At 69.6% G+C, this 26,570-nt stretch carries 18 protein-coding genes; 8 read left to right on the top strand and 10 right to left on the bottom strand.

The window, feature by feature from the left end:
- Positions 1–22: 22 nt before the first annotated feature.
- The gene (locus tag FOF48_RS33585; RefSeq protein WP_143908605.1) at positions 23–1,096 is read right to left on the bottom strand and encodes a type IV pilus twitching motility protein PilT; all 1,074 of its coding nucleotides are present in this window, start codon (positions 1,094–1,096) and stop codon (positions 23–25) included.
- A 237-nt stretch (positions 1,097–1,333) separates the two neighbouring features.
- On the opposite strand from FOF48_RS33585, the gene FOF48_RS33580 reads away from it, so the two are divergent.
- Entirely contained in the window at positions 1,334–1,627 is a 294-nt protein-coding gene (locus FOF48_RS33580) for a FruA-associating protein, FapA (protein ID WP_143908603.1), read from the top strand.
- Between the two features lie 87 nt (positions 1,628–1,714).
- On the opposite strand, the gene FOF48_RS33575 is transcribed toward FOF48_RS33580, so the two are convergent.
- A complete protein-coding gene (locus FOF48_RS33575) occupies positions 1,715–2,101 on the bottom strand; it encodes a MarR family winged helix-turn-helix transcriptional regulator (protein WP_235686079.1) in 387 nt (128 codons plus the stop codon).
- 207 nt (positions 2,102–2,308) lie between these two features.
- On the opposite strand from FOF48_RS33575, the gene FOF48_RS33570 reads away from it, so the two are divergent.
- Genes FOF48_RS33570 through FOF48_RS33560 form a run of 3 tightly spaced genes read left to right on the top strand, consistent with a single transcriptional unit; the run spans position 2,309 to position 8,130 of the window.
- A complete protein-coding gene (locus FOF48_RS33570) occupies positions 2,309–3,739 on the top strand; it encodes a TolC family protein (RefSeq protein WP_143908599.1) in 1,431 nt (476 codons plus the stop codon).
- Between the two features lie 26 nt (positions 3,740–3,765).
- Positions 3,766–4,944 (top strand): efflux RND transporter periplasmic adaptor subunit, encoded by a 1,179-nt coding sequence (locus FOF48_RS33565; RefSeq protein ID WP_235686077.1) that lies wholly within the window; start codon positions 3,766–3,768, stop codon positions 4,942–4,944.
- Between the two features lie 27 nt (positions 4,945–4,971).
- Entirely contained in the window at positions 4,972–8,130 is a 3,159-nt protein-coding gene (locus tag FOF48_RS33560; protein WP_143908597.1) for an efflux RND transporter permease subunit, read from the top strand.
- Between the two features lie 92 nt (positions 8,131–8,222).
- Here the strand turns inward: FOF48_RS33560 and FOF48_RS33555 are convergent, their stop codons facing one another.
- Both FOF48_RS33555 and FOF48_RS33550 read right to left on the bottom strand, forming a co-directional pair.
- Entirely contained in the window at positions 8,223–9,197 is a 975-nt protein-coding gene (locus FOF48_RS33555; protein WP_255442955.1) for a hypothetical protein, read from the bottom strand.
- Positions 9,198–9,352: 155 nt separating this feature from the next.
- Complete coding sequence (locus FOF48_RS33550; protein WP_143908593.1) at positions 9,353–10,918, bottom strand: glucan 1,4-alpha-maltotetraohydrolase domain-containing protein; 1,566 nt, start codon at positions 10,916–10,918, stop codon at positions 9,353–9,355.
- Between the two features lie 188 nt (positions 10,919–11,106).
- Between FOF48_RS33550 and FOF48_RS33545 the strand changes: the two genes are divergently transcribed.
- Complete coding sequence (locus tag FOF48_RS33545) at positions 11,107–12,393, top strand: MFS transporter (protein ID WP_143908591.1); 1,287 nt, start codon at positions 11,107–11,109, stop codon at positions 12,391–12,393.
- A gap of 5 nt (positions 12,394–12,398) precedes the next feature.
- Positions 12,399–12,881, top strand: coding sequence for a GNAT family N-acetyltransferase (locus tag FOF48_RS33540; RefSeq protein WP_143908589.1), 483 nt, complete (start codon positions 12,399–12,401; stop codon positions 12,879–12,881).
- A 65-nt stretch (positions 12,882–12,946) separates the two neighbouring features.
- On the opposite strand, the gene FOF48_RS33535 is transcribed toward FOF48_RS33540, so the two are convergent.
- Genes FOF48_RS33535 through FOF48_RS33525 form a run of 3 tightly spaced genes read right to left on the bottom strand, consistent with a single transcriptional unit; the run spans position 12,947 to position 16,436 of the window.
- On the bottom strand, positions 12,947–14,179 hold the full coding sequence (locus FOF48_RS33535) for an HlyD family secretion protein (RefSeq protein WP_143908587.1): 1,233 nt from the start codon (positions 14,177–14,179) through the stop codon (positions 12,947–12,949).
- 3 nt (positions 14,180–14,182) lie between these two features.
- Complete coding sequence (locus FOF48_RS33530; protein ID WP_143908585.1) at positions 14,183–15,814, bottom strand: DHA2 family efflux MFS transporter permease subunit; 1,632 nt, start codon at positions 15,812–15,814, stop codon at positions 14,183–14,185.
- A gap of 4 nt (positions 15,815–15,818) precedes the next feature.
- A complete protein-coding gene (locus FOF48_RS33525) occupies positions 15,819–16,436 on the bottom strand; it encodes a TetR/AcrR family transcriptional regulator (RefSeq protein ID WP_143908583.1) in 618 nt (205 codons plus the stop codon).
- 489 nt (positions 16,437–16,925) lie between these two features.
- Between FOF48_RS33525 and FOF48_RS33520 the strand changes: the two genes are divergently transcribed.
- Positions 16,926–19,799 carry a PQQ-dependent sugar dehydrogenase gene (locus FOF48_RS33520; protein ID WP_255442954.1) on the top strand — a complete coding sequence of 958 codons (2,874 nt, stop codon included), beginning with the start codon at positions 16,926–16,928 and terminating at the stop codon, positions 19,797–19,799.
- Positions 19,800–20,005: 206 nt separating this feature from the next.
- Here the strand turns inward: FOF48_RS33520 and FOF48_RS33515 are convergent, their stop codons facing one another.
- Together FOF48_RS33515 and FOF48_RS33510 are read right to left on the bottom strand one after the other, a co-directional pair.
- Positions 20,006–21,142, bottom strand: a complete 1,137-nt coding sequence (locus FOF48_RS33515; RefSeq protein WP_255442967.1) for a serine hydrolase — start codon at positions 21,140–21,142, stop codon at positions 20,006–20,008.
- A 193-nt stretch (positions 21,143–21,335) separates the two neighbouring features.
- Positions 21,336–21,911: a class I SAM-dependent methyltransferase gene (locus FOF48_RS33510; protein WP_143908576.1), complete on the bottom strand. Its 576-nt coding sequence runs from the start codon at positions 21,909–21,911 to the stop codon at positions 21,336–21,338.
- A gap of 277 nt (positions 21,912–22,188) precedes the next feature.
- Here FOF48_RS33510 and FOF48_RS33505 point away from each other — a divergent pair, with 277 nt between their 5' ends.
- Positions 22,189–23,175, top strand: coding sequence for a tetratricopeptide repeat protein (locus tag FOF48_RS33505; protein ID WP_143908574.1), 987 nt, complete (start codon positions 22,189–22,191; stop codon positions 23,173–23,175).
- 90 nt (positions 23,176–23,265) lie between these two features.
- Here FOF48_RS33505 and FOF48_RS33500 read toward each other — a convergent pair whose 3' ends face one another.
- The gene (locus tag FOF48_RS33500) at positions 23,266–26,538 is read right to left on the bottom strand and encodes a C45 family autoproteolytic acyltransferase/hydolase (protein WP_143908572.1); all 3,273 of its coding nucleotides are present in this window, start codon (positions 26,536–26,538) and stop codon (positions 23,266–23,268) included.
- Positions 26,539–26,570: the final 32 nt, after the last annotated feature.

Genomic DNA, 26,570 nt, shown 5'->3' with positions numbered 1-26,570 from the left:
CGGCCCGCTTCCGGCGCGCCGCTCAGTCGAACTCGAGCGCGCGCTGGAAGTCCGCCGGGTTGGAGGCCGCGCTCTGCGCCGTCTCCAGCGTGATGTCGCCGTTGCGGTACAGCTGCGTCAGGTGCTGATCGAAGGACTGCATGCCGAACATGTCGCGGCCCTTCTCGATGACGTCCTTCAGCTCCGCGGCGCGGTCATCCCGGATGTACTGCTCCACCGTCTTCGTCTGCACCATGATCTCCAGCGCCACGGTGCGCCCCTTGCCCGTCGCGCGCGGCAGCAGGCGCTGGGACACGGTCGCCTTGAGGCAGTCCGCCAGGCGCATGCGCACCATGGTCTGCTCCTCCGCGGGGAACACCGACACCAGGCGGTTGATGGTGCGCGACGCGTCCGTGGTGTGCACCGTGGACAGCACCAGGTGCCCCGTCTCCGACGCCTTCAGCGCGATGTCGATGGTCTCCGTGTCGCGCATCTCTCCCACCAGGATGACGTCCGGGTCCTGGCGCAGCGCCGCGCGCAGCGCGATGGCGAAGTTCTGCGTGTCCGGGCCAATCTCCCGCTGGGAGATGGAGGACTTCACGTTCTTGTAGATGAACTCGATGGGGTCCTCGATGGTGAGGATGTGCAGGCTCTCCGTGTGGTTGATGTGGTTGATCATCGACGCCAGCGTGGAGCTCTTGCCGGAGCCCGTCGCGCCCGTCACCAACACCAACCCCCGCTCGTTGCCCGCGATGGTCTTGAGCACCTGCGGCAATCCCAGCCCATCGATGCTGGGAATCTCATCCGGGATGATGCGCAGGATGCACGCCAGCGAGCCGCGCTGCCGGTAGATGTTCACCCGGAAACGCGCCACGCCCGGCAGGCTGTAGGACGAGTCGCACTCCTGCACGCTGTCCACCTGCGCCTTCATCAGCGGATCATTCATCACGTGCAGGGCCACCTGCTTGGTGTGATCCGCCTGCAGCTTTTCCATCTTCAACGGCCGCAGCACCCCGTTCACCCGGTAGATGGGCGGGTCACCCGGCCGGAAATGGATGTCCGAAGCCCCGTTCTGGACGCCGACGGTCAGCAGCTTGTTCAGGGTGTTCAGGTCCAGGGAATCCCTCTCACGTCACGAATGGAGCGGAGGATTCTAGGAGAAGGACGCGAAATCCCTCCATGATTGCAGTGTGGGAAGCATTTCCCCATCCTCACTGTATTAAATCTTCCCGCAAACCATGGAATCTACGTACCCAAGGGGATGATGGAACTGTCCTCGACTGCTCACCAGTGGCTGTCTTCCTGCCCGGAGGGCCGGGATGCCCTGCCCGGAATCCATGGCGAACATCCGGGCATGAACGCACGAACCGAGCAGGCGCCCCACGCCGAAGAGCTGTCTTCCGCTGACTACGCCACGTTGGAGGTCTGGGATCCCACCCAGGTGGTGATCACGCCGCGCATGGCGGCCCGGCTGTGGTTGCAGACCAGCCTGCGGCTGACGCGAGCGCAGAAGGAGCTGCACGACGCCATCTTTGCCAATGACTGCAGCGACGCCGCGAAGGACCGCTTCGCGGAAGCCCGCGCGGAGCTGGACTCGGCGGAGGCGTGGGCCCTGCACGTGGCCCGCACCATTCCCCGACAGCGCTAGCCCTCGTCCCATCCCCCCGGGCACGGGCCACGGGTGGCGGCGGGGTGGTGGTGGGCGGGACAGGGTCCCGTCCTCCACCTCCCGTCGTCACCCGTCGTCGTTGGGGGGGACGGGGCGCCACGCGGGTTCGTCCTTGCGCGCGGGCGCGGCGAGCCGCTGGAAGAGCCCCGTCTGCAGCTTCTCCAGCAGGCGCGACAGCTCCTCGAATTCGGAGGGCGCCAGCAGCTCGCGCGCCTCGCTGTCCACCCATTCGCCCGCGTGCCGCAGGGCCTCGTACTCCTTGCGGCCCGCCTCGGTGATCTCCAGCCGCACGCAGCGGCGGTTCTCCCCCGCGCGGCGCTCCACCAGCCCATCCTCTTCCAGGCGATCCACCAGCCGGCTCACCGCGGGGGCGTCGGTGAGCAGCCGCTCCGCGATGACCGCCTGGCTGTGGATGCCCAGGACGCCGATGTACTTCAGCACGAGCAGTTGCATGAGCGGACGATCCGTTTGCTCACCAACTTTCTGGGTGAGGAGGCGGACCACTGCGCGTCGCGTTGATGCCACTTGCTCAGCAAGGGTCATGGGCGTAAGAGATGATTGCATTCAACAACGGTTGTCAATTACATCTTGACCGCAAGCAGGGACCGGTGGGTGGGGTCTACCACACGCTCCTGCCAGAAAGCCCTGCCGCTCCAGAGTATGGCCTCCCCCAGCGCCCTCCTCGTCCTTGTCCTCGCCGCCGCGCCGCAGTCCCAGCCCGCGACGCCCGCGGCTCCGCAGCAAGCGGAGTCCGCCGCGGCCGCCACTCCTCTTCCCCCCGTCCCCTTCCAGCCGAAGGTGGACGACCCCATGCTCACCCCCGTCCCACCCGCGCAGGAGCAGGTGAAGACGTGGGATGAGGCGCTCACCCGGGTGCGCCAGCAGTCCACGGACCTGCGGACCGCGGAGGCCGGCGTGACGCGGGCCCAGGGACGGTGGCGGCAGTCCCTGGGGCTGCTGCTGCCCAACGCGCGGGCCACCGCGGGCCTGGGCGTGGATGTGCTCCACCCGGACGTGCCCTCCGCCGCGGGCGGCGGCTTCGTGGGCGGCTCCAACACGGGCACCGGCGCGAAGGTGCCCAGCGCCCCCCTGGGCACGCTGTCCGCGTCGCTCACCCAGACGCTGGTGGACGTGAGCTCCTGGCGGGGCCTGTCGTCGGCGAAGGCGTCGGAGTCCGCGTCGGTGGCCGGCCTCCAGGACGTGCAGCGCCGCCTCACCCAGGGGCTGGCGCAGGTGCTGGTGGCCACGGTGGCCGCCGAGCGCGCCGCGGAGATCAACCGCGTGGGCCTGCGCCAGGCCCTGGAGCGCTACGCCCTGGCCCAGCGCTCGTTCGAGCTGGGCGCCGGCACGCAGCTGGACGTGGTGCGGGTGGGACAGGACGTGGCGGTGGCCCGGCAGTCGCTGGTGGCCGGGGACGAGCAGCTGCGCCGCACGCGCGAGTCGCTGGGCCTGTCGCTGGGCGAGGACCACGCCGTGGGCGTCAACCCGGAGTTCAACCTGGGGGGCCTGGTGGACCAGACCCACCGGGAATGCACCCCGTTGCAGGACCCGGGCGCGCGCTCGGACCTGGTCGCCTTGAGGGCCAACGTGGACGCGGCCCGGGAGAGCCGGCGACAGGCGTCCGCGGGCTACCTGCCCACGCTGGGCCTGAGCAGCACCCTCTTCGGGTTCACCACCGACCCCGGCTTCGGACGCTTCGCCACCTGGAACGTGTCCGCGGTGCTGTCCGTTCCCCTGTGGGAGGGTGGGAGCCGCGGCGGCCTCGTGCGCGAGCGCGAGGGCGTGGAGCAGCAGGCGGCCCAGTCACTGGAGGCCACCCGCCGGAATGTCAGCGTGGAGATTTCCCGCGCCCGGCGTGGAGTGGAAGTGGCCGAGGCGCTGTTGAAGACCGCGGCGGAGTCCCTGGAGCTCGCGGACCGGACGGATCGGTTGACGCGGCGGGCGTTCGAGGTGGGACGAGGTGGCAGCTTGGACCTGGTGCAGAGCGGAGCCGCGCTCCGGCAGGCCCAGCTCGCGTTGGTTTTGAGGGAATTCGAGCTCGTCCAGGCCCGCCTGGACGCGTTCCTGACGGAGGCCCGGTGCGACTTGTGACGAGGGTACGCCCCCTGAAGGCGCTGATGACGAAGACGCTGTTTGGCGCGGCCCTGGTGGCCGGCGCGGCCGCGTGCTCTGGGAAGCCGGAGGCGAAGGCCGCCCCGCCGCCGCGCGAGGTGCAGGTGGTGGCGCTGGCGCCGCACGAGGTGCGGGACACCGGGGAGTACCTGGGCTCGCTCCTGTCCCGGCAGAGCGTGTCGGTGCTGCCGCAGGTGAACGGGTACGTGCGGAAGATCCTGGTGAAGCCGGGCCAGAAGGTGGAGGCGGGCGCGCCGCTCCTGGAGGTGGACGCGCGCGTGGAGACGGCGGCGCTGGACAGCGCCCAGGCCCAGCAGAGCTCCTCCACGGTGGAGCTGGAGCTGGCGCGGCGCACGCTGTCGCGCACGGAGTCCCTCAACCGCGAGGGACTGGCGAGCGTGCAGGAGCTGGAGCGCGCCCAGGCGGCGGTGAAGGCCGCGGAGGCGGCGTCGCGCGCGGCGGGCGCGGCGGTGGCCCAGCGGCAGGTGCAGCTGCAGTACCACGTGGTGCGCGCGCCGTTCGCGGGCACCATGGGCGACGTGCTGGTGCGCGTGGGTGACTTCGTGGGCGCCACCACGACGCTCACGTCGGTGGCCCAGGCGGACGCGCTGGAGGTCAGCGTGTCGGTGCCGGCCTTCCGGGCCCGGTCGCTCAAGCCGGACACCCAGCTGGAGCTGTTGGATCAACAGGGCCGGGTCATCCTCTCCAGCACCGTCTTCTACGTGTCGCCGCAGACGGATCCGCGCACGCAGCTGGTGGAGGTGAAGGCCGCCTTCCGCAACACCGTGGGCCTGCGCCCCAGCGAGCTGCTGCGGGCGCGGCTGGTGTACTCCACCCGCGACGCGCTCCAGATTCCCGCGCTCGCGGTGGTGCGCCAGAGCGGGCAGCCCTTCGCGATGGTGGTGGAGACGAAGGAGGGCAAGACGCAGGTGGAGCGCCGCCCGGTGGCCCTGGGCGCGCTGGGCGACATGTCCTACGTGGTGGAGGGCGGCCTGAAGCAGGGCGACCTCGTCGCGGTGTCGTCGCTGCACATGCTGCGCGACGGCATGGCCGTCATCCCCAAGCAGGTCACCCTGAACAACGAAGCCCCCCAGGCGCCGGGTACCGCCAGCGCCGACGACGTGCCCCCCAGCGCCCAGGCGCCCCGGGGCGCGACCGGCGGCGTCACCGGCGGCAGCCGCTAGCAGGCGATTCCAGAGAGGCGCCACACCGTGTTCGTCGACTTCTTCATCCGCAGGCCTGTCTTCGCCATCGTCTGCTCCATCATCCTGACGCTGGTGGGCGTCATCGCCATTCCGACGCTGCCCATCGCGCAGTATCCGGACCTGGCGCCGCCCCAGGTGACCGTCACCAGCACCTACGTCGGCGCGAGCGCCGAGGTGGTGGAGTCCGCCGTCACCATCCCGTTGGAGCAGGAGCTCAACGGCGTGGAGGACATGCGCTACATCACCTCCACCAGCAGCAACGACGGCACCAGCACCATCACCGTCACCTTCGCCCCCACGCGCAACATCGAGGTGGCGGCGGTGGACGTGCAGAACCGCGTCAGCCGCGCCGCCGCCCGCCTGCCCGCGCAGGTGAACCAGACGGGCATCGTGGTCAACAAGGCCTCCAGCCAGATGCTGCTGACGGTGGGCCTCTCCAGCTCGGACAACCGCTACGACGCGAAGTTCCTCTCCAACTACGCGGACGTGAACCTCAAGGACGCCATCAAGCGCGTGCGCGGCGTGGGCGAGGTGCGCATCTTCGGTGAGCGCAAGTTCTCCATGCGCCTGTGGTTGGACCCCTCGCAGCTGGCCCGGCGCGGGATGACGCCGCAGGACGTGGTGCGCGCGCTCCAGGAGCAGAACCTCCAGGTGGCCGCGGGCCAGGTGGGCCAGCCGCCCTCCAGCGACGAGCAGCCCTATCAGATCGCCGTGCGCGCCCGGGGCCGCCTGGTGGAGCCGGAGGAGTTCGGCGACATCGTCCTCATGCGCAACAACGACGGCCGCGCCGTCACGGTGAAGGACGTGGGCCGCGTGGAGCTGGGCGCGGAGAACTACGGCACCCTGCTGCGCTTCAACGGCCGCACCGGCGTGGGTCTGGCCATCTTCCAGCTGCCCACCGCCAACGCGCTGGACGTGCGCGACGGCGTCATCAAGGAGCTGGACCGCCTGTCGCTGGCGTTCCCGCCGGGCCTGGAATACCGCACCGGCACGGACACCACGCTCGCGGTGCGCGCCTCCGTCAACGAGGTGATCCACACCCTCATCGAGGCCATCGCGCTCGTCATCCTGGTCATCTTCCTGTTCCTGCACGGGTGGCGAAGCGTCCTCATCACCGCGCTCACCCTGCCGGTGTCGCTGGTGGGCACGTTCGCGTTCGTCTACCTGATGGGCTTCTCCATCAACACGCTCACCCTGTTCGGCCTGACCCTGGCCACGGGCCTCGTGGTGGACGACGCCATCGTGGTCATCGAGAACATCGAACGCCTGATGGCGGAGCGGGGCCTCACCCCGCTCCAGGCGGCGCGGGAAGGCATGAAGGAGGTGGCCGGCGCGGTGGTGGCCATCTCCGTGGTGCTGGTGGCGGTGTTCGTCCCGGTGGCGCTCTTCCCTGGCACCACGGGCTCCATCTACCGGCAGTTCGCGCTCACCATCGCCGCGTCGGTGGCCCTGTCCACCTTCTGCGCGCTGACGCTGACGCCCGCCCTGTCCGCCCGGCTGCTCAAGCACCACCACGGCACCAAGTGGATCTTCTTCCGCAAGGTGGACCAGGCGCTGGACTGGACGCGCGACGTCTACGGCAAGGGGCTGCGCAAGCTGCTCAACCACCCGGTGGTGGTGCTGGTGGCGTTCCTCGCCTGCATCGGCGCCACGGTGATGCTCTTCCGCGCGGCGCCCACGGGCTTCATCCCGGACGAGGACCAGGGCTACGTCATCATCTCCGTGCAGGGGCCCGAGGGCATGTCGCTGGCCCAGACGGAGAAGGTGCTCCAGGAGACGGAGGCCGTGCTCAAGGCCCAGCCGGAGGTGAACGTGATGTTCGCCATCGGTGGCTTCTCTCCCAACGGCAACGGGTCCAACTACGCCACCGTCTTCACGGCGCTGAAGCCGTGGGAGGAGCGCAAGGGCAAGGGCCAGAGCGTGGCCGCGCTGGTGGAGCGGCTTCGCGGCCCGCTGGGCAAGATTGGCAGCGCGCGCGTCATCCCCTTCCAGCCCCCGGCCATCCGCGGCGTGGGCAGCGTGGGCGGCTTCCAGTTCATCGTGGAGGACATCGCCGGCACCCACTCGCTGGAGGACCTGGCCAACGCCACGCAGGAGATGGTGCAGAAGGGCAACGAGGAGGGGCGGCTGCGCGGCGTCTTCACCCCGTTCAACGCCAACACGCCCATCCTGGACGTGGAGGTGGACCGCCAGAAGGCCAAGGCGCTGGGCGTGCCCATCGAGCAGATCTTCGGCGTGATGCAGCTCTACATGGGCAGCCAGTACGTCAACGACTTCAACTACGCCAGCCGCACCTACCGCGTGTACGTCCAGGCCGAGCAGCAGTTCCGCGACAGCCCCCAGGACATCGGCTCGTTCTACGCGCGCACGGACACCGGGGACATGATCCCGCTGGAGTCGCTGGTGAAGGTGACGCCCATCGTCTCCGCGCAGGTCATCAAGCACTACAACCTGTTCCGCTCCGTGGAGATCAACGGCCAGGGCGCCCCCGGCGTGTCGTCCGGACAGGCGCTGGAGGCCATGGAGCAGGTGGCCCAGCAGGCGATGCCCCAGGGCATGGCCTCCGAATGGACGGGCATCAGCCTGGAGCAGAAGGAGTCCGGCGGGCAGACGATGATCATCTTCGCCCTGGGCATCCTCTTCGTGTTCCTGGTGCTGGCGGCGCAGTACGAGAGCTTCAGCCTCCCGTTCGTCATCATCCTGTCCGTGCCGCTGGCCATCATGGGCGCGCTCGGCTTGCAGGTGGCGCGCGGCTACGCCAACGACGTGTTCTGCCAGGTGGGCCTGGTGATGCTGGTGGGCCTGTCCTCCAAGAACGCCATCCTCATCGTGGAGTTCGCGGAGCAGCTGCGTGAGCAGGGCAAGAGCGCCCTGGAGGCGGTGGTGACGGCGGCGGAAGTGCGCCTGCGCCCCATCCTGATGACGTCCATCGCGTTCCTCCTGGGCGTCGTGCCGCTGATGACGGCGTCCGGCGCCGGCGCGGCGGCGCGCAACTCGCTGGGCACCGCGGTGTTCGGCGGCATGCTGGTGTCCACCGTCGTCAACCTCATCTTCATCCCCGGCCTCTACGTCCTCATGCAGAAGGTGCGCGGCAACGCGACGCGCGCCAGCGGTGACGAAGAGACGCCCACGCCCCACGAGCCCGCCCCCGCCCACTCACCGTGAGCTGAGGCGAGCCCCCTGGAAAAAACACACCGCCCTCCCCTTCCGGTCCGCGAAGAGGAGGGCGGTGGTGTTTCCGGGCTCCGCGGCGCGCGTCAGATTTCGTGCGCGGTCTGCTCGTACACGATGACGTGGAAGGAGCTGGGGAAGAGGATGATGTTGAGCGTGCGCCAGTTGTCGCCGTTGGGGCCGGTGCTGAACTGACGCGAGTAGCTCTTCACCTGCACGTTCTCACCGCTGTCGCCGTAGGCCGCCAGGATGGCCGGGTGCAGCGACTGGTACTGCAGGTACATCCGCGACTGGAAGGCCGCGTAGGTGGCGGTGACGGGCGCGGCGTCGGAGCGGTAGCCCTTGTACTCGCTCTTGGCCAGCACCGCCGCGGCGGCCGCGTCCAGCGTCGCGGGCGTGGAGTACGACCACGCGAAGTCGTACCGGTCCAGGTAGGACCACATGTCCTCGCGGTACGCGTTGGCCGTGGCCAGCTGCGCCTGGAGGCTGGGCTCCGTGGGGAACTGCGCCAGCGTCACCGGGGCGCCCGCCGGGGCGGCCGGGGGGCTGGACACGCACGCGCCGCCCGCGCAGGACGCCTGGAGGCGGTACTGCTTGCCCAGCCCGTTGCTCCAGCCCACCACCACCAGGTACTCGCCCGCGTCATCGAACGTGGCGAGCGCGATCTTGCTCAGCTCGCCGTAGCCGGAGTCGTCGTCCTGGAAGAGCACGCGCGTGCCGTAGCTGCCGCTCGCGTCCTTGGGCCCGTACACGAACAGGCCGGTGTCCACGCCCATGCCGGTGCCCAGGTGCGTCACCTCCAGCGCAACCTGCGTGTGCGCCGCGACGGTGAGCTTGTAGCCCTCGTAGTCGGGCAGCGTCCCCGTGTTCGACTGCACGGCGCCCCCCACCGTCAGGGTGCGCAGGTAGCTGGTGAAGCCACCCAGCGGCGTGGGCGGGGGCGACACCAGCGACTGCCTCGCCGTCGCCATCGCCTCATCGCCCACCGGCGCGAGGCCCTCGCCACACGCGCCCAGCAGGCCCACCGCGGACATCCACAGCACCGCGCTCCGCACAGCCATTCCACGCTTCATCGCTTCCGCCTTCGGTCAGGAGGGCGGGGGTGCCGCCCCGGGTTAGACGGCCCCTGTGACAGCTTGAAGACTGAAACTCAAGTAACAGGTGAAACACAGGCGCCCCGTGCAAGCCGTGCAACCGGGGCACCTGTCTCGCCGTCTTAGAAGGTGGCGGTGGCGGTGATGCTGCCGCCCGCGGCGGGCGTGGTGACGGTGTTGTTGGCGCCGCCCTGCCAGACGACGTTGCCGCTGCCGTCGCGCTTCAGGCACTTCCACTGGACGGCGGTGTTCGCGGGCAGGGCGAAGGTGCCGCGCCAGGTGGGGTACGCGGTGGGGCTGAGGATGTTGGGGGTGGTGGGGCTCCAGTTGGAGAGCTCCGCGATGCTGCCGGTGACGTAGACGTTCTGGCCGAGCACGGTCGTGCCGTTGTTGCAGACGAACTCCACGTTGGCGGTGGTGGGGGGCGGCGTGGTGCCGGTGGTCCAGACGGCGTAGTCGGTGCCGGAGGCGGCCAGGGTCCAGCCGGTGCCGGGGCTCCAGGCGGTGGCGCCGATCTTCATCGCCACCTTGCCGCCGATGATGGCCGCGTACAGGCCGCTCTCCGCGCGCTGGATGCTGACGGTGGACTCGGAGGTGAGGCCCGCGCTCTTGCGGATGCCGATGAGGGTCTTGATGGCGTCCCCCAGGCCCCAGTTGAAGTAGTGCGGCCAGTAGACGGTGGGGATGCCCGGGTGGGTCAGGATGTAGGCGTAGCCCTGCATCACCTTGGCGCACGGCACCGGCCAGTGGTTCTGCCCGTTGCCGCAGGACTCGCTGGGGCCGGTGTCGTGGTTGTCCACGAAGGTGACGGAGCGGCTGGCCCACCAGCCCATGACGCCCGCGGGCTTGCCGTCGGAGGCCTTCAGGCGCGCGTAGTTGTTGTTGGTGAGCGCGTCGTTGAGCAGGCCCTTGGTGGCGAAGTCGAACACGGCGCAGGTGCCGGTGGTGGCGTCCACCCAGTTGACGATCTGCTGCTTCCAGTCGTTGGGGTTGTTCGCGTCGAAGGAGTTGGTGGGCCAGTACTCACCGACGCAGAACCACGGCGCGGTGTCCGTCACGTACTCCTTCACGTACCCGCCCGCGAAGCCCTTCACGAAGTCGAACCGCCAGCCCGCGAAGCCCACGCCCTTCAGGCGGCTGTTCATCCACGTCTTCAGGTCCGCGCGCACGAACGCCTGCGAGTGGTCCAGGTCGCGCGCCGCCGCGTAGCCCTCGCCGCTGTCGGCGTTGCCGCAGGCGCTGGTCCACTCGTCGCCCTGGACCACCGCGTTGCAGCCCGGCCAGGTGGGGTTGGTGAAGTCCGCCCAGTTGGCGGTGCCCACGCGGTGGTTCACCACGATGTCCGCGATGGGCTTGACGCCCTGCGCGTTGAGCGCGGCCAGCGCGGCGGTCAGCTCCGCCTCCGTGCCATAGCTGGAGTTGAGCACGTTGAGCTGCCGGGGCAGGTAGCCCTGGATGGACGCCGCGTCGGACGGCGGCGGCAGCCACACCATCGTGAAGCCCGCGGCCTTCAGCGTGGCCGCGTTGTTCTTCACCGTGTTCCACCACCCGCCCGCGCTGGCGGAGTTCCAGTGGAAGCCCTGGATCATCACATCGGTGCTGGCGCCATCCAGCGGCTTGGCCATGGCGGGCGTGGCGGCGAACAGGCCGGCCGCGGAGGCGACCAGCAGGCGGGTCTTCAACGTCATCGGGACCTCGGGGTTGGGGAGGAAGCCCGGGCAAGCTAATCCTGGCTTCCCTTATGAACCAGGACTCCCCGTTCGAGCCACGGGCCCTGCGGGCGCCCGCCCTCTTGGCGCGTCGCGTCGCGCTGTGCAGGAGGCGGGAGGTGTCTAGAATCCCCCTCCGCCATCCCCCCACCCCGCAGGTGTCGACCTTGATTGAACAAGAGACCGCCCTTCCGGCCCCGGTCCCCGCCGCCGAAGAGCGTTGGTCCTGGCCCCCGTTGTTCGGCTTGCTGGAGGTGCAGTTCGGCGCCGCCGTGGGCTACCTGCAGACGGCGGTGCCGTACTGGCTGGCGAAGGACGGCATGCCGCTGGCGGAGATTGGCGTGCTGTCGGGCACCGCGTTCTCGCCCCACGCGTGGAAGCTGCTGTGGGTGCCGCTCATCGACCTGGGGCCGTGGCGGCGGGTCTGGTACGGCGTGAGCACGCTGCTCACCGCGCTGCTCCTGTTGGCGTGCGCGCTGTTGCCGGAGCCCGCGCAGCACCTGGGCGTCCTCACGCTGATGCTCACCGGGCTGCAGGCGTCGGCGACGACGGCGCACGCGGCGCTCAACGGGTTGATGGCCACGACGTCCAAGCCGTCCGACAAGGGGCGCACGGGCGGCTGGCAGATGGCGGGCAACGTGGGCTCCACGAGCCTGCTGGGCGCGCTGGCCATCTTCCTGGCGAGCCAGTTCTCCCGGCAGGTCGCGGGCATCGTGCTGGCCACGCTGGTGCTGGCGAGCGGCGCGGGCATCTTCTGGATCACCGAGCGCAACGACCCGTCCGCCATCCCCTCCGGGCCGCTGTTCCGGGCGGCGCTGGAGCGGGTGAAGAGCATCGTGGTGGACCTGGCGAAGACGGCCTTCAGCCGCGACGGGCTCATCATGCTCATCCTGTGCCTGGCGCCGGTGAGTTGCGGCGCGCTCACCAACCTCTTCAGCGCGATGGCGGGCGCGTACCAGGTGCCGGAGCACACGGTGGAGCTGGTGAACGGCCTGGGCATGGGCATCACCGGAGCGCTGGGGTCGCTGGTGGGCGGCTGGCTGTCGGACCGGATGAACCGCAAGCTCGCGTACGCGCTGATGGGCGGCGCCACGGCGCTGTGCGCCTTCGCGATGGCCGCGGGCCCGATGACGACCACCACGTACATCTGGGGCTCGCTCGCGTACAGCCTGGCGAACGGCGCGGGCTTCGCGGCCTTCGCCGGCATGGTGCTGGAGATGGTGAGCGAGGGCGCGGCGGTGACGACGAAGTACTCGCTCTTCGTCGCGGCCTCCAACTTCGCCATCAGCTACACCACCGCGCTGGACGGCCACGCGTCGGAGTTCCGCGGCATCGGCACGCGGGCCACCATCGCGGCGGACGGCCTCATCACCGTCATGGGCATCTCCATCGTCGCGCTCATCTTCGTGCTCTTCCTGCGCAAGAAGCCCGCGGCGGCCCCCTCCCCCGCGTGAGCGCCATGGCCCCCTCCCCCGTCCAAGTCGTCCCCTACCGGCCGGAGCTCCGCGCGGACTTCGAGCGGCTCAACCGGCAGTGGATTGAACAGGACTTCCACATCGAGGGCTCGGACGCGACCTCGCTGGCGGATCCGCACGGCGTGTTCGTGGCCCCGGGCGGCGAGGTCCTCTTCGCGCTCGTGGAGGGAGCGGTGCTGGGCACGTGCGCGCTGCGGCGCGAGGACGCGGACACCTTCGAGCTGTGCAAGATGGCGGTGGCGCCCGAGGCGCGGGGCCGCAACCTGGGGGACGCGCTGATGCGGGCCGCGCTGGACTGGGCCCGCCAGCGGGGCGTGAAGCGGCTGTACCTGGTGACGAACAGCGCGCTCGGGCCCGCCCTGGGCCTGTACCGCAAGCACGGCTTCGTCACCACGCGCAGCGGCCCGGAGCTGGTCCGGGAGACGGGCTATTCGCGCGCGGACGTGGAGATGGCCCTCGAGCTGTGAGGGCATGAAAAAGCGCCGCGGCCCCTGGGGAGCCGCGGCGCCTGGGGGTCGAGCCCTCCGGCGGACTACTTCGTGTGCACCGTGACGTCGGCGGAGAGGCCGGCGCGCAGGGTCAGGCCCTCGGGCGGGTGCACCCACCGGATGCGCACGGGCACGCGCTGCACGACCTTCACGAAGTTGCCGGACGCGTTGTCGGGCGGCAGCAGGGAGAAGCGGGAGCCGGTGCCTCCGGAGAGGCTCTCCACCTCGCCCTCCAGCTTCTCACCGGAGAAGGCGTCCAGCGACACCTCCACGCGCTGGCCGGGCCGCATGTGGCCCACCTGCGTCTCCTTGAAGTTGGCCACCACGTAGGTGGTGAGCGGCACCAGCTCCGCCACGGCCTGACCGGGGGACAGCAGCTGGCCCGCGTGCACGGACAGCTTGGACACCTGGCCGTCCGCCGGGGCGACGATGCGCGTGTCCTCCAGCTGGAGCTTCGCCTGGTCGAGCGCGGCCTCCGCGCCCTTCACCCGGGCGTGCGCCAGCGACGCGTTGGCCTGGGCCGCGGCGATCTTCTCGTCGATGGGGGCGCTCACGTCCAGCTGGCCCTTCGCCTCCGCCACCTTGCTCTCCGCGGTGCGCCGGCCCTCTTCCGCCAGGGCGAGCTGCGCGCGGGCGCCTTCCAGCGCGGCCTGCGCCGTCTCGTTGCCGGTCTGCGCGTCATCCAGCGCGCTCTGCGCCACCACGTTCTGCGCGCGCAGGCTCTGCGCCCGCTCCAGGTCCAGCGTCGCCTTGCGGGCCTGGGACTCCGCGCGGGTCAGCGCCGCGCGGGCCGCCGCCACCTGCGCCTGCGCGCCGCTCACCGCCGACGTGCTGGTGGACACCTGCGCCTTGGCGCTGGACAAGCCGCCCTTGGCGCCGGCCGCCGCCACCGTGGCCTGCGCATCCGCCGCGGCAGCCTGGGCACGCGCGGACTCCAGCTCCGCCTCCGCCTGCTTCACCCGCGCCTCATAGGGGCGCGGATCCACCTGGAGGAGCACGTCGCCCTGGTGCACGGTGGCGTTGTCCAGCACGCCCACCTTCACCACCGGGCCGGAGACGCGCGCGGACAGGGGCACCACGTCCGCCTCCACCTGCGCGTCGTCGGTGGTCTCCTGGCCGGCGGTGACGATCTTGAAGCCGCCGATGGCGACCAGGATGCCGGCCACGATGCCACCCAGGACGAGGAAGCCCCGCTTGCCGCGCTTCGCCTGTGCCTCGGCGGCGGGCGCGGGCGCCGCTTCGGGGACGAGTTGGGGAGCGGTCGTTGTCGTTGCCATGGTTCAGATCTCCACGTCGATGTGGGGCTTCTCGTGGGAGCCCCCGCCGCCAGGGGCGGCCTTGAGGAAGTAGACGAGCGGCAGCACCACCACGAACATCAGCGCCGCGAGCACGAACAGCTTGTCGAAGGCGAGCACCATGGCCTGCCGGGTGACGTTGCCGACCATCATCTGGAGGCTGGCCATGTTGGCGCCGGCGGCATCCAGGCCGTGCTGCATCAGCCCCTTCTGGGTGGCGGCCATGCGGCTGGCCACCTCCCACCGCTCCGGGTTCAGGTGCGCCGCGATGGAGGCCTTGGCCTGCACGGAGTAGCGCGACAGCAGCGTGGTGAAGATGGCCAGGCCCATGGAGCCGCCAATCTGGCGCAGCAGCGAGTTGAGGCCCGTGGCGTCCGCCATCCGCTCGCGCGGGATGTTGGTGAGCGCCGTCGCGCTGAGCGGCACGAACATCAGGCTGAAGCCCACGCCCTGAAGCGCGATGGCGCTGATGATGTTGCTGGAGCCGGTGGCGAGCGAGAAGTGGCTCATCTCGAACGCGCCGAAGCCCGCGAACACGATGCCAATGCCCACCAGGACCCGCGCCGGCACCTTGCCGTACAGCCGCCCGACGATGGGCATCATCAGCATCATGACCAGCGTGCGGGGCATCAGCGCGAACCCCGACTGGGTCGCGGTGAAGCCCAGCAGCTCCTGCATGAACACCGGCAGGAGGAACATGCTGGCCATGAGCACCGCGAACACCAGCGCGCCCAGCATCGTGCCGGAGGCGAACACCGGGTCCTTGAACAGGCGCAGGTTCACCGCGGGCGCCACGGCCGTCAGCTCGCGGATGACGAAGGCGATGAGGCACGTGGCCGCGAAGAGCGCGCAGATGACGATGACGGGGGACTGGAACCAGTCATCCGCCTGCCCCTCCTCCAGGAAGTACTGGAGCGCGGCGAGGCCCATGCAGAGCAGCGTGATGCCGGCCCAGTCCATGTGCTTGCGCTGGCGCTCGGCCTCCACGCGCGCGGTGGCGCGAAGCTGTTCGTCCTCCTGGACGAAGCGGGCCACCATGAAGAAGCCCAGGATGCCCACCGGCACGTTGATGAAGAAGATCCAGGACCAGTGCCAGTTGTCCACGATGTAGCCGCCCAGCGTGGGGCCAATGGCCGGGCCCACCATCACGGCCATGCCGAAGATGGCCATCGCGGTGCCCTGCTCCTTGGGCGGGAACGTCTGCCGGAGGATGGCCTGCTCGGTGGGTTGCAGCGCGCCCGCGCCCAGGCCCTGGAGGAAGCGGAAGAGCACCAACGTGGGCAGGTTCCACGCGAGGCCGCACAGGAACGACCCCGCGACGAAGAGCACCAGACACGCCAGGTACACGCGCTTCTGGCCGAACATGCGGCCCAGGAAGCCGGTGAGCGGCATCACCATCACCGTGGCGATGACGAAGCCGGTGGTGGCCCAGGTGATCTCCTGCACCGTGGCGCCCACCGCGCCGCGGATCTGCGGCAGCGCCACGTTGACGATGGACGAGTCGATGGCGCCCATCAGCGTGCCGAACGTCACCGACAGCGTGACGAGCCACTTGTTGACGGGCGCCTTGGGCGTCGCCGCCGCCAGCACTTCCGGTGATGCGACGGATGTGGCCATGTCGCTAGACCTCGATTCCCTTCAGGAAGACGCGGACGATTTCATCCGCCCAGGCGGCGGCCGGAGGGTTCGCGGTCCCTTCCTCGCGCAGGCGGTCCAACGCGCCGCGCACCATGCCCATGAGCAGGACCGGGTAGATGGCACGGCCCTCCGCGCGGAACTCGCCGGACTGGATGCCCCGGTCCAGGATGACCGCCAGCCGCCGGTGCATCTCCGCCAGGATGCGGCTCTTGCGCGCCGGATCCTCCGGCAGCTGCATCAGCACGCGCACGAAGGCGTCGTGCTTGGAGACGTGGGCGAACACCGCCGTCACGAAGGCCCGCAGCTGCGCGCTGGCGGGCAGCCCCTCGGCGGGCTTCAGGGCGGTGTCCAGCCGCTCCAACATCACCTGCCGGCGCCGGTCCCTCAGCGCGTCCAGCAGCGCCGCGCGGTCGGTGAAGTGGTTGTAGAGCGTCCCCACCGACACGCCTGCCTGCTCGGCGATGGTCTCCATCTTCGCCGCGTGCAGGCCGTCCCGCGCGAACACCTCCGCGGCCGCCGACAGGATGGCGTCGGAGGTGGCTTCCTTCAGGCGCGAGCGCAGCCTTTTGACGGGCGCCTCAGTTTTTGAATCTCGATTCATTTCCTGAAGGGAGATTTAACCCTTCGCGGCCCGGAGTCAAATCGGACGGCTTCCCAGAGGGGAGATGGGTGGGCTGGGAGGCGGGGGCATGCCCCTACGGCCGGTGTGCCACGACAGCGCTCTCCACCACGGGGGGTCGTATTTCTTTCGCCAGAGTCCGGACGCGACCGCACCACGCGCGAAAGTCATCGCCCCGCTTCAGCCGCGAGCCGTCAGCTCGAAAGGCATCGACAGCGCAGGCCGCCGCGGGTTCGCCACCGTCGAACCACATACCCGTCAGACACTCTTAATCTGCTCTTCCAGACAAGCATTCCTTCGACGTAAACGACTTTCAGCACCAGCAGCGTTCATCCAGCTCACGACCCGCGTGAGCCTGTCCGACCGGGAGAAGTCACGATGCCATCACAGCTGAGAACGAGTGTACGAGCGGGGTGTCCCCAGCCGCTCATCGTCGCGTGCGCGGTCTTGTCTCTCGTCGTGGGCTGCTCGATGCCCCCGACGCAGGAGCCTCCGGCGCTCGCGGTCTCTCGTGCGAGCGCGGTCGTTCAAGACGCCAACTTCGCCGACTCCGTCTTCGTCAGTGGGCTCCAGGGGCCGACCACCATGACCTTCGCGCCCGACGGGCGCCTGTTCGTCTCGGAGAAGAACGGCGCGCTGCGCATCGTCGCGAATGGCCAGCTCCTGGCGACCCCGTTCCTGACGCTCGCCGTGGACAACGACAATGAGCGCGGGTTGATGGGCGTCGCGTTCGACCCCAACTTCGCCAGCAACCATTATCTGTATGTCTATTACACGTCGATCGCCGGCAGCATTCACAATCGAATCAGCCGCTTCACCGCCAACGGCAACGGGGTGGTTCCCGGAAGCGAGCTGGTGCTCGCCGACCTGCCGACGCTCGACGCCGCCAACCACAACGGCGGCGCGGTTCGCTTCGGTCTCGATGGGAAGCTCTATGTCTCCGTCGGAGACAACGCGGTCTCCTCCAACTCGCAGAGCCTGAACACGCCCCTCGGCAAGCTGCTGCGCTTCAACCCGGACGGCACCATCCCCACGGACAATCCGTTCTACGCGACCGCCACCGGGCTCGCCAAGGCGACCTGGGCGATGGGGCTGCGCAACCCCTTCACCTTCGACATCCAGCCCGGCACCGGGACGATGTTCATCAACGACGTGGGCGAAGGCGGCTGGGAAGAGATCAACCGCGGCCAGGCTGGCGCCAACTACGGCTGGCCGATGACGGAGGGCTACTTCACGAATCGCCCGGGCCTCACGCAGCCGTTCTTCGCGTACCCCCATGGCGCCGGCACGGCCGCGGGCAACTGCATCGCCGGCGGTGCCTTCTACAACCCACCGATCCCCGCGTTTCCCAGCGCGTACGTCGGTCAGTACTTCTTCGCGGACTACACCAACAATTGGATTTCGCGCATCGACCCGAACTCCGGCGCGCGCTCGCTGTTCGCGACGGCCGTCCCGGGGCCCGTGGACCTCGACGTGGGGCCGGACGGCGCGCTCTACTATCTGGCGCGCGGCACGGGTCAGGTGGGTCGCATCGCCTACACGGCGTCGCTGCCGCCGAGCATCGCGCAGCAACCGGCGAGCACGCTGGTCTCGGTCGGCACGCCGGCGACCTTCACCGTGTCGGCGAGCGGAGAGCCGCCGCTCACCTATCAGTGGCAGCGCGACGGCGTGAACATCGCCGGTGCGACCTCCACGAGCTACGTGCTGAGCGCCGCGCAGCTCACCGACAGCGGAGCACGCTTCCGGGCGGTCGTGACCAACGGGCTTGGGTCGACCACCAGCACCGAGGCGGTGCTCACGGTGACGTCCAACAAGCCGCCCGTGGCCACCATCCTGACGCCAGCCCCGGGCGCGACCTACACCGCGGCCACCCACCTGCTGTTCTCCGGCTCGGCCAGCGATCAGGAGGACGGCGCGCTCCCCCCGAGCGCGATGACCTGGAGCATCGTCTTCCACCACGACACCCACACGCACCCTGCCATGACCGATACCACCGGCATCGCCAGCGGGAGCTGGCCCATCCCGAACGTCGGCGAGAGTTCGGCCAACGTCTGGTATCGCGTCTATCTCACGGTGCGCGACTCGGTCGGCCTCACCCACACGACGTCTCGCGACGTCCTCCCCGTCACGGTGCCGCTCACGGTGACCAGCGTGCCGAGCGGGCTCCAGGTGCTGATGGACGGGCGGCCCTTCGTCGCGCCGCACGACACGACCGGCGTCGTCGGCGTCGTCCGCTCGGTGGGCGTCGAGTCGCCCCAGTACGCGAACGGAAAGTTCTGGGCGTTCACCTCGTGGTCCGACGGCGGTGCGCAATCCCATCCCTTCACCACCCCGGCCAGCGCGGCCATCTACACGGCCACGTTCGTCGAGACCTCGGGCGGGAGCTGCTACCAGATCCAGAGCGAGCGCAGCGACAAGTGGCTCACCGTCGACGGGGCGGGCAAGGTCGTCGCTGGCAGCGCGACGCAGGCAGGCGGGCAGATCTTCCAGCTCGTGCCCAACGGGACCCAGTTCAAGCTCAAGGGCTCGGGCGACGCGTTCATGGCGGTGGTGACGAACCAGCTCGCGATGAGCGCCAACTTCTCCACGGGCGAAGCGTTCACGCGGATTCCCTGCGGCTATGGCGGGCGCACCCGGGTCGGCTTCCAGGCTTCGTCGGGGAGCGCCCCCCATTGGAAGGAGACCACGCCGGACGGCCCCATCCAGAGCGGTGACGGCGGCAATGGCGGCGCCTGCAACCCGGCCGATGGCGGCGCCTGGGAGGCCTTCTATCTCGAACCGGTGGCCTGCCCGGGTGGCAATACCAGCCCCGTGTGCGGCAACGGCACCGTCGAGAGCGGCGAGCAGTGCGACGATGGCAACACCCAGCCAGGCGATGGCTGCGATGCGACGTGCCACATCGAGACCAGCGGCGCGGGCTGCTTCCGCATCCAGAGCGAGCGCAGCGACAACTGGCTCACCGTCGACGGCACAGGCAAGGTGGCCGCCCTCGGCACGACGCAGACCGGTGGCGCGGTCTTCGAGCTCGTCACGAGCGGCTCGAAGTACAAGCTCAAGGGAGCGAGCGGCGCGTATATGGCGGTGGTCGCGGACCAGCTCACCGTGAACGCCACGCTCAGCACGGCGGAGTCGTTCACCCGCCACGACTGCGGCCTCTACGGCGGTCGCAGCCGGTATGGCTTCGAGTCGTCGACGGGCACCGCGCGCAACTGGAAGGAGAACACCCTCGGCGCTCCCATCCAGAGCGGCAACGGCGGGAACGGGGGCATCTGCAACCCGACCGACGCCGGCTCGTGGGAGGCCTTCTACCTGGAGCCCGCGACCTGCCCGCCCCCGGGCCCCTGATGACCTGAGCCGCCCTTCGCGTATCCCCTGCGTCTGCTCAAGGCTCGACCGCGGCGTCATGTGCGCGTCGAGTCGAGCAAGCGAGGCGCGCGAAGGGCGGCGTCAGTTCAGCATGTCCGCCGAGGCGACGTCCTCCCGGAAGCAGAGGGATGGGGCCCGTCCGCGCAAGCCGCGCCGCGCATTCGGGCACCCAGTGGACCGCCACGCTATTTCTTGCAGGTCGTCGCCGGCTCGACCTTGGCCACGTCGGCGCCCCACAGGCAGACGACGCGGTCCAAGGCCAGACCGCTGCGGGAGTTGCTGAAGAAGACGATGCCGTCGCCGGACTGCGGACGCATCAAGAACTTGGCGCGGAAGCCGGCCTGGTTGCGTCCGTCGTGACCGACGGCGGTGCTGCCGTCGCCGAGGCGTTCGATGAAGTGGCCCAGGCCGTAGACGGCCTCATCGGGCGCGCGCGGCGTGCTCAGCTCCGCGGGTGTGTACAGCTGGGCCAGCTGCGCCTGGGTCAGGGGATGCGCGCCAGCGGTGTTCGCCATGCCGGCAATCATCCAGCGGGCGAAGTCTCGGACGGTGGTGGTCAGGGTCGAAGGCGCCTGCTCGGCGTAGTAGCGCGCCGGCGCCGGCTTGCCCTCATCGTCGTGGCCCTGCGCCGCGCCGGCCAGCACCTCCGGCGTCATGGCGACGCTGCTGTGTTTCATGCCCAGCGGCCGGAACACCAGCTCGCGCGCGAGGTCCGAATACTTGCGCTGCGTGGTCCGCTCGATGGCCAACTGCATCAGGGTGTAGCCGCCGCCGGAGTACTGGAACTTCACGCCGACCGGCGCGAACAGCTCCACCGCGCCGCGGCCATTGGTCTTGCCGGCCAGCGACTCCTCCAGGCTCGGCAGCTCCTTGAAGTCGAGCCAGCCCTGATACCCGCCCAGGGTCGTGCCCGCGGTGTGCGACAGCAGGCGGCGGATCGTGATCAGGCGATGGTCGAACTGGTTCTGCGTCAGCGGCCACGGCGACAGCACATCGGCCACCGACGCATCCAACTGCACGCGCCCCTGCTCGGCCAGACGCATCGTCACCCAGCTGGCGATCGGCTTGGACAGCGAGGCAGCGACGAACACCGTGTCGGGCGTCACAGGCACCTTGCCCGCGTGGTCCGCGAAGCCGAAGCCCTTGGCGTAGACCAGCTTGCCTCCGACGATCAGGCCCACGGCCGCGCCTTGGATATGGGCCTCCTTCATGATGGCCGGCACTTCCCGCTCGATGACCTGGGTGAACGGCGGGGGCGCGCCACTGGGCGAGCGCGGGGCCGCGACGGCCGGCACGGTGAGCACCATCGCGGCGGTCAGCACCAGCAAGGAGAGGGCTCTGGCCGCGGAGGCAGGGCTCTGGCCGTGGAGGGAGTGTCGGTAGGTCATGGCGTCCTGGCCAGGATGAAGGTCGTGGATGCAGCGAGGGATCGCCAGAGCCCCTACGATGCGCGGCGCAAACGATTGCGGAGCAGGCCGTCCGCGGCGGCTCGACCTCCGGCCTGTGCCTCGCTGCTCATCCCGTCTTGAGCGACAGGAAGTAGACGTTCCCCCCTGCATCCTTGTGCGTCGCTTCCAGCGTGAGCCCGTGCGCGCGCAGCAGGTCTCGATACCCGTCGACGCTGTACGAGTGATAGCGGAACGGCACGCCATTCATCGGCTCGCCATCGATGGAGCCGTGGGCGTCGCCCGAGGTGAAGAGGAACGCGGCGCCGGGCTTCAATGCCCTCGCGATATTGGCGATCGCATGTCCCTGCTCTTCGTGGGTCAGGTGGAACAGGACTCCCCAAGCGATCGCGGCATCGAACGTTCGCGCCTGTAGGTCACACGACTGGATGGGCGCATGGATCACCGGCACGTGAGGGAAGTTCTCTTGAAAGCGCGCCAGCAGCTCGCGGGAGCTGTCCACGCCCATCACATGGCAGCCATGCTCCAGCAGCACCTTCGTCAGCGGCAACCCCGTGCCGCAGCCGACGTCCAGCACCGAGGCGCCGGCCGGAAGCGAGGCCGCGAGCGTGGTCACCTCCGGAACGCCCATGTGGCCCGCGCGTTGGGATGCATACCAGTCCGCGATCCAGTCGTACTCGTCCACGCGTCAGCCTCCTCCTGGTTTCACGCGGCCTTGTACCTCCCCGCGATTCGGTGGCTTCGTCATGGGAGCAGACGGAAGCACGCTCCGTGGGCCGGAGCTATCGGTGCGCGAGGGAGCAGGACGGCGGCGTGACGCATTTCGGCCACGCCCGGGCACACAAGACCGTGGCTGGACAGCCACGGCCCAGGCGGATTGCTGGGGCGGACGGGGTGGTGCGAGCCTTGCAAATCGAGCGGAGGCCACGAGAGAAGCCACACCCCGTTTGGAGACTTTCCGCATGCGTTCGGTCCTCGTCCTCTTCCTGCTCGTCACCACGCCCGCGCTCGCCCGGTCCTCGGACGACGACTGGAAGGCCGGCCTCGCCTCGTTTCGCGAGAAGGACTTCGCGCGAGCCTGCCCCTTGTTGCGGAAGGCCGCCGAGGCCGACCGGATCCGAGGTGCGATCTGGGCGGACCTCGGGCTCTGCGAGCTGAAGCGTGGGAAGAAGACGGAGTCCATCCATGCCTCGAACCTCGCGGTGCGCTACGGCGACGAGAAGGTCCGCAAGTCGGCGTACTTCAACCTGGGGCTCGCGGGCGTGAACCTCGCACCCCAGGGCGTAACGAGTGACGGCAGCTGCGCGCCCATCGAGGTCCCCAAGGAACTCGCGTGCGGGCAGCGCATCGCCGCCTGCGGCCACAAGCTCGAGCTTCCGGGCTACACGTACCATGAGGAGCAAAGCGCGGGTCTGGTGGTCCTGTCCTGTGCCGAAGGCACATGTCCCGCGCGGCTCGACTGCACGCAACAGGGAGACCTGCCCTGCTCCAATCTGAGCATCGCCCTGGACTCCGAGGAGACGCTCCGGGGCATGGGGGCGACGCCCGATTGGACCTGCGAGGACTCGGAGGTCGTGTCGACGCGCACCCTCGAGTGCGCATCGAAGAAGGGGGCGAATGAGCAGACGTGCGCGAGGAAGGCTTGCGAGGAGGCCACCCGTTGGCGCGAGTCCCCAGCTCCGCGCAAGGCGTGGCCGGAGCTCGAGGACGAAATCGATTCGTGGGCCAGCATGAACGAGTGCAAGTCATGCGCGGAGTTCACGACCCGAACGCGGTGCACGGTCGTTTCAATCGACCCCTGCACGGGTCGTTACGGCGCCGTCTGCACCGTCCAGGAGACCACCCGGGATACCGGGCTGAAGATCTCCGGCACCTTGGCGCCCAAGACCGTCGTGCAAGAGCTGAGCTTCGAGGTCGCCGCGATCCCCCAGACCGACGCAGGAATGTGAGCGGGCCTCGCGTACGGCGGGCGCTCGTGGCGGACGCATCCCCCACGAGCGCGCCCCAGGGGGCCTCGCTGCCTTCAGGCCCTCCTGACGCTACGGCGTGAGCATGCCCAGCTTGGGCGCGGGCAGCTCCACGGACAGCTCCTGGGTGAGGCCGTCAGGGGTGTGGAAACCCTTGCCGCTCACCTCGCCCGCGCGGAACAGGGCCCAGCTCTGGAGGCCGCGCTGGAAGGAGCGCGTCATGTGCCACAGCTCCAGGCCGCTGTTGGCGACGAAGAGGTAGAGCGTGCGCTTCGGGTTCCAGGGGTTGGGCAGCGCCATGGCGAGGCCGTCATCCGCGCGGCCATACGTCTTGCCCTGCCAGCGGAAGAACCGCCGTCCCAGCTCCACCGGCAGCTTCTTCTCCGAGGCCAGCCGCGCCAGCAGCCCGTTGTCCTCCGCGCCACCGAAGACGACGAGGTCGCGGTCCGCCAGCTCCGCGTCCGTCACCTCCGCGTCCGGCTTGAGCGGCGCCAGCTTCTCCGGGGACGCGTCCGCCAGCTGCTCGCGGTAGTTCAGCGCCAGCGTGCGCATGGACTCCACCTGGCGCGCGGAGCCGTACACGAAGAGCAGCTTCTCCCAGTCGTCCAGCGTGTTGGCCAGGGTCTGGTAGCGCTCGCGGGCCACGGGGATGTCATTGCCCACGTTGAACACCACGCGCACCGGCCGGTCCGCGACCTTCACCGTGAAGGTGTCGCTGGCCCCCTTCACCTCCACGCGCTCCACCACGGCCCCCTTCTCCGTCTGCACCTCCACCAGCGTGGCGAAGCGCCAGGGCGTGCCGGACTGGTCCACCTTCAGCGTCACCTCGTAGCCCTCCTTCGCCTTCTGGGCACGGGACGTCAGGCGCGGCGCGGGCAGGCCGCCGCGCTCCACCCACTGCTTCACGAGCGGCGAGACGTCCTGGCCCGCGGCCTCCGAGGCGGTGCGGATGAAGTCCTGGGTGGTGAGCTTCTTGTTCGCGAACTTCGTGTGCACCGCGCCCATCACCTTCGCGAACTTCGCGTTGCCCAGCGTCAGCCGCAGCTGGTGCAGCAGGTACGTGCCCTTGATGCGCGGCACCGCGTACGTGCCATAGCGGCCGTAGTCCGTGCGCGCGGCGGTGGGCACCACGTCGCCCTCGCGCGCCGTCAGGTAGAGGTAGCGGGCGTTGAGCTCCGCGAGCGTGTCGCGCTGGGCGTCGAAGGCCTTGGAGAGGTCGTCCCCTTCCGGCAGGTCCTTGACCTGGGTCCAGTACGCGGCCGAGCCGCTGACGAACCAGTTGTCCGCGTCCGTCGCGGGGAACACGGTGTTGGCCCAGAGCAGCTTCTCGTCGAAGGAGAGCGCGTCCTTCACGCGGGCGAAGTCGCGCTTGGGCTTCTCCTCCTTGGGCTCGGGCTTCTGCTTCGCCTTCGCCGCCTTCAGCTGATCCGCGACGTAGATGGGGCTGAAGGCGGTGTAGCCCAGGGACAGGTGCGGCGTGGCGCCGGGCAGGTCGGGAATCCAGCGGCTGCCCACCATCTTCTCGCGCAGCGTCGTCTTGCCGTAGTGGGCCAGGAACATCAGCTTCTCCGCCATCTCCGACGTGGTGACCTTGCCGTCACACGCGTGGGGGCGATTGATGGGGCTGGAGGCCATCATCCGCGTGGCGCTGTCCACGTCGAAGCCGCCCTTGCCGTACTGGGCATAGGCCTCCTGGAAGGCGATGTCGCGGTTCCAGGTGTTGAAGGCCAGGTCCACCGGGGCGTTGTTCGCGTTGGGCAGGGACTCCTTGCGGACCTCCGGGTCGCGGTTGTTGTTGTTGGCCCAGATGAAGTCCTTCAGGTTTCCGGGCGTGTCCGCCACCTTGCCCTTGGCGCCCGTGCGCCACAGGCGCGTCTTCGCGGTGCCCAGCAGCAGGCACGCGCCCTCGTCCGTCTTCGTGTCCGCCAGCGTCCAGTCGTTGGTGTAGAGGCCGTTGTTGCGGTCCTTGAGGATGCGCTCCACGTCGTCGATGGAGGAGGCGTACTGCGCGGCCCGGCGGATGCGGTTGCTCTGCGGGGTGCCGTCGATGTTGAAGGGCGTCTGGCCCACCGTCGTCTCACCGATGACGAGGCCCGCGTCGTTGACCATCCAGTCCGAGCCGCTGTGGATGCCGCCCGGGAAGGTCTGCATCACGAAGCGGTGGCCCTTGGTGGGCTGCACGTCCAGCACCACGTCCCAGTGGACGCCGGTGTAGCCGTTCCACATGAAGATCTGCCCCATGACGACGCGGCCGTCCTTCGTCGCGGACTTCGTGGCCACGAACGACGAGCAGTGGTCGCCCTCCCCCGCCCGGCCGTTCTCGTCCTCGCCCTTGAGGAAGGTGCGGCCGGACAGCGGGGACGCCGTCACGCGGTTGGCGTCCTCCAACTGGCCCAGGTCCACGGCGGAGTTGAGCGCGACGATGTCCAGCACATCCAGGTCGCGCTCCTTCTGGTCCGGCCCCTTGAACTTCGCGCCGCCCACGTTCGCGCCGTCGGCGATGCCCTTCATCTCCTCCAGGTACTCGGGGTCGAAGCGGCGCAGGAACAGCGAGTCCGCCAGCAGGCGCACCTGCGCCCAGCCCTTCGCGGAGTCCGCCTTGTCCTTCTGGACGCCCAGCTTGTCGATGTAGCGGACGATCTCCTGCGACACGAGCTCGCCGAACTGACGGCCGCGCTCGTAGGCCTCGCCCTCGATGTGCACGTACACCCAGCCGCCGTCGTCATACCGGAAGCCCTTGCCCGCCCAGCGCACGCTCTCCATTGGGACATACGCGGTGATGTCGTTCACCTCCTCCAGCTTCACGTCGTCGAACCACGCGGTGCCGGTCGCCTTGCCGTTGTGGCCCAGGTGCGCGCGCACGCGGTCGCTGGCGCTGGTGGCGAAGAAGAGCACCTGCACCCGGCCGCTGGCGTCCGCGCCCTGCGGCGGCGAGCAGTTGGTGAAGGGGAAGCTCTGCATGGACAGACACGCGCCCAGCGCCGTGGGGTAGCGGGCCTGCGCGTCCGCCTGCACGTCCTTCGTGCGAACCCAGGCGCTCAGCCGGTAGAGGCGCCCCACCTGGAGCTTCACGGGTTCGGACTGCACCGTGGTCTCCGCGCCACCCTGGGGGCTCTCGATGACGAGGCTGCGGCTGCCCTCGGCCTTCGCGTCGGAGCGGGTGGACACCTTGCCCTGTCCGGACGCGGACCAGCCCTCGGGGAGGCCCGTGGGCGCGGCGGCTTCGAAGCCGGCGTTGGGGACGGCGACGGGCGCGGGGGCGGCCCAGACGGGGGCCGCGGCGCATGCGGCCAGCGTGGGCCAGAGCAGACGGGACTGCTTCCACATCAGTCGGAGGTGGGGCATGGCTTGCTCATCCTGGAAGGTGGGGTGCGGCA

Origin of the sequence: Corallococcus sp. Z5C101001, assembly GCF_007352635.1 — a bacterium.
In the GTDB taxonomy this organism is placed as follows: Bacteria; Myxococcota; Myxococcia; order Myxococcales; family Myxococcaceae; genus Corallococcus; species Corallococcus silvisoli.
Note: the sequence above shows the minus strand (reverse complement) of the source record. Positions and strands in the feature narration are given on the sequence as shown.

What these genes read in the sequence shown, in the direction of transcription:
- FOF48_RS33575 (WP_235686079.1), bottom strand. Translation starts at nt 2,101, where the DNA reads ATGCAACTGCTCGTGCTGAAGTACATCGGCGTCCTGGGCATCCACAGC.
- FOF48_RS33540 (WP_143908589.1), top strand. Translation starts at nt 12,399, where the DNA reads ATGGCCCCCTCCCCCGTCCAAGTCGTCCCCTACCGGCCGGAGCTCCGC.
- FOF48_RS33520 (WP_255442954.1), top strand. Translation starts at nt 16,926, where the DNA reads ATGCCCCCGACGCAGGAGCCTCCGGCGCTCGCGGTCTCTCGTGCGAGC.
- FOF48_RS33580 (WP_143908603.1), top strand. Translation starts at nt 1,334, where the DNA reads ATGAACGCACGAACCGAGCAGGCGCCCCACGCCGAAGAGCTGTCTTCC.
- FOF48_RS33570 (WP_143908599.1), top strand. Translation starts at nt 2,309, where the DNA reads ATGGCCTCCCCCAGCGCCCTCCTCGTCCTTGTCCTCGCCGCCGCGCCG.
- FOF48_RS33535 (WP_143908587.1), bottom strand. Translation starts at nt 14,179, where the DNA reads ATGGCAACGACAACGACCGCTCCCCAACTCGTCCCCGAAGCGGCGCCC.
- FOF48_RS33530 (WP_143908585.1), bottom strand. Translation starts at nt 15,814, where the DNA reads ATGGCCACATCCGTCGCATCACCGGAAGTGCTGGCGGCGGCGACGCCC.
- FOF48_RS33565 (WP_235686077.1), top strand. Translation starts at nt 3,766, where the DNA reads ATGACGAAGACGCTGTTTGGCGCGGCCCTGGTGGCCGGCGCGGCCGCG.
- FOF48_RS33525 (WP_143908583.1), bottom strand. Translation starts at nt 16,436, where the DNA reads ATGAATCGAGATTCAAAAACTGAGGCGCCCGTCAAAAGGCTGCGCTCG.
- FOF48_RS33500 (WP_143908572.1), bottom strand. Translation starts at nt 26,538, where the DNA reads ATGCCCCACCTCCGACTGATGTGGAAGCAGTCCCGTCTGCTCTGGCCC.
- FOF48_RS33555 (WP_255442955.1), bottom strand. Translation starts at nt 9,197, where the DNA reads ATGGCTGTGCGGAGCGCGGTGCTGTGGATGTCCGCGGTGGGCCTGCTG.
- FOF48_RS33550 (WP_143908593.1), bottom strand. Translation starts at nt 10,918, where the DNA reads ATGACGTTGAAGACCCGCCTGCTGGTCGCCTCCGCGGCCGGCCTGTTC.
- FOF48_RS33505 (WP_143908574.1), top strand. Translation starts at nt 22,189, where the DNA reads ATGCGTTCGGTCCTCGTCCTCTTCCTGCTCGTCACCACGCCCGCGCTC.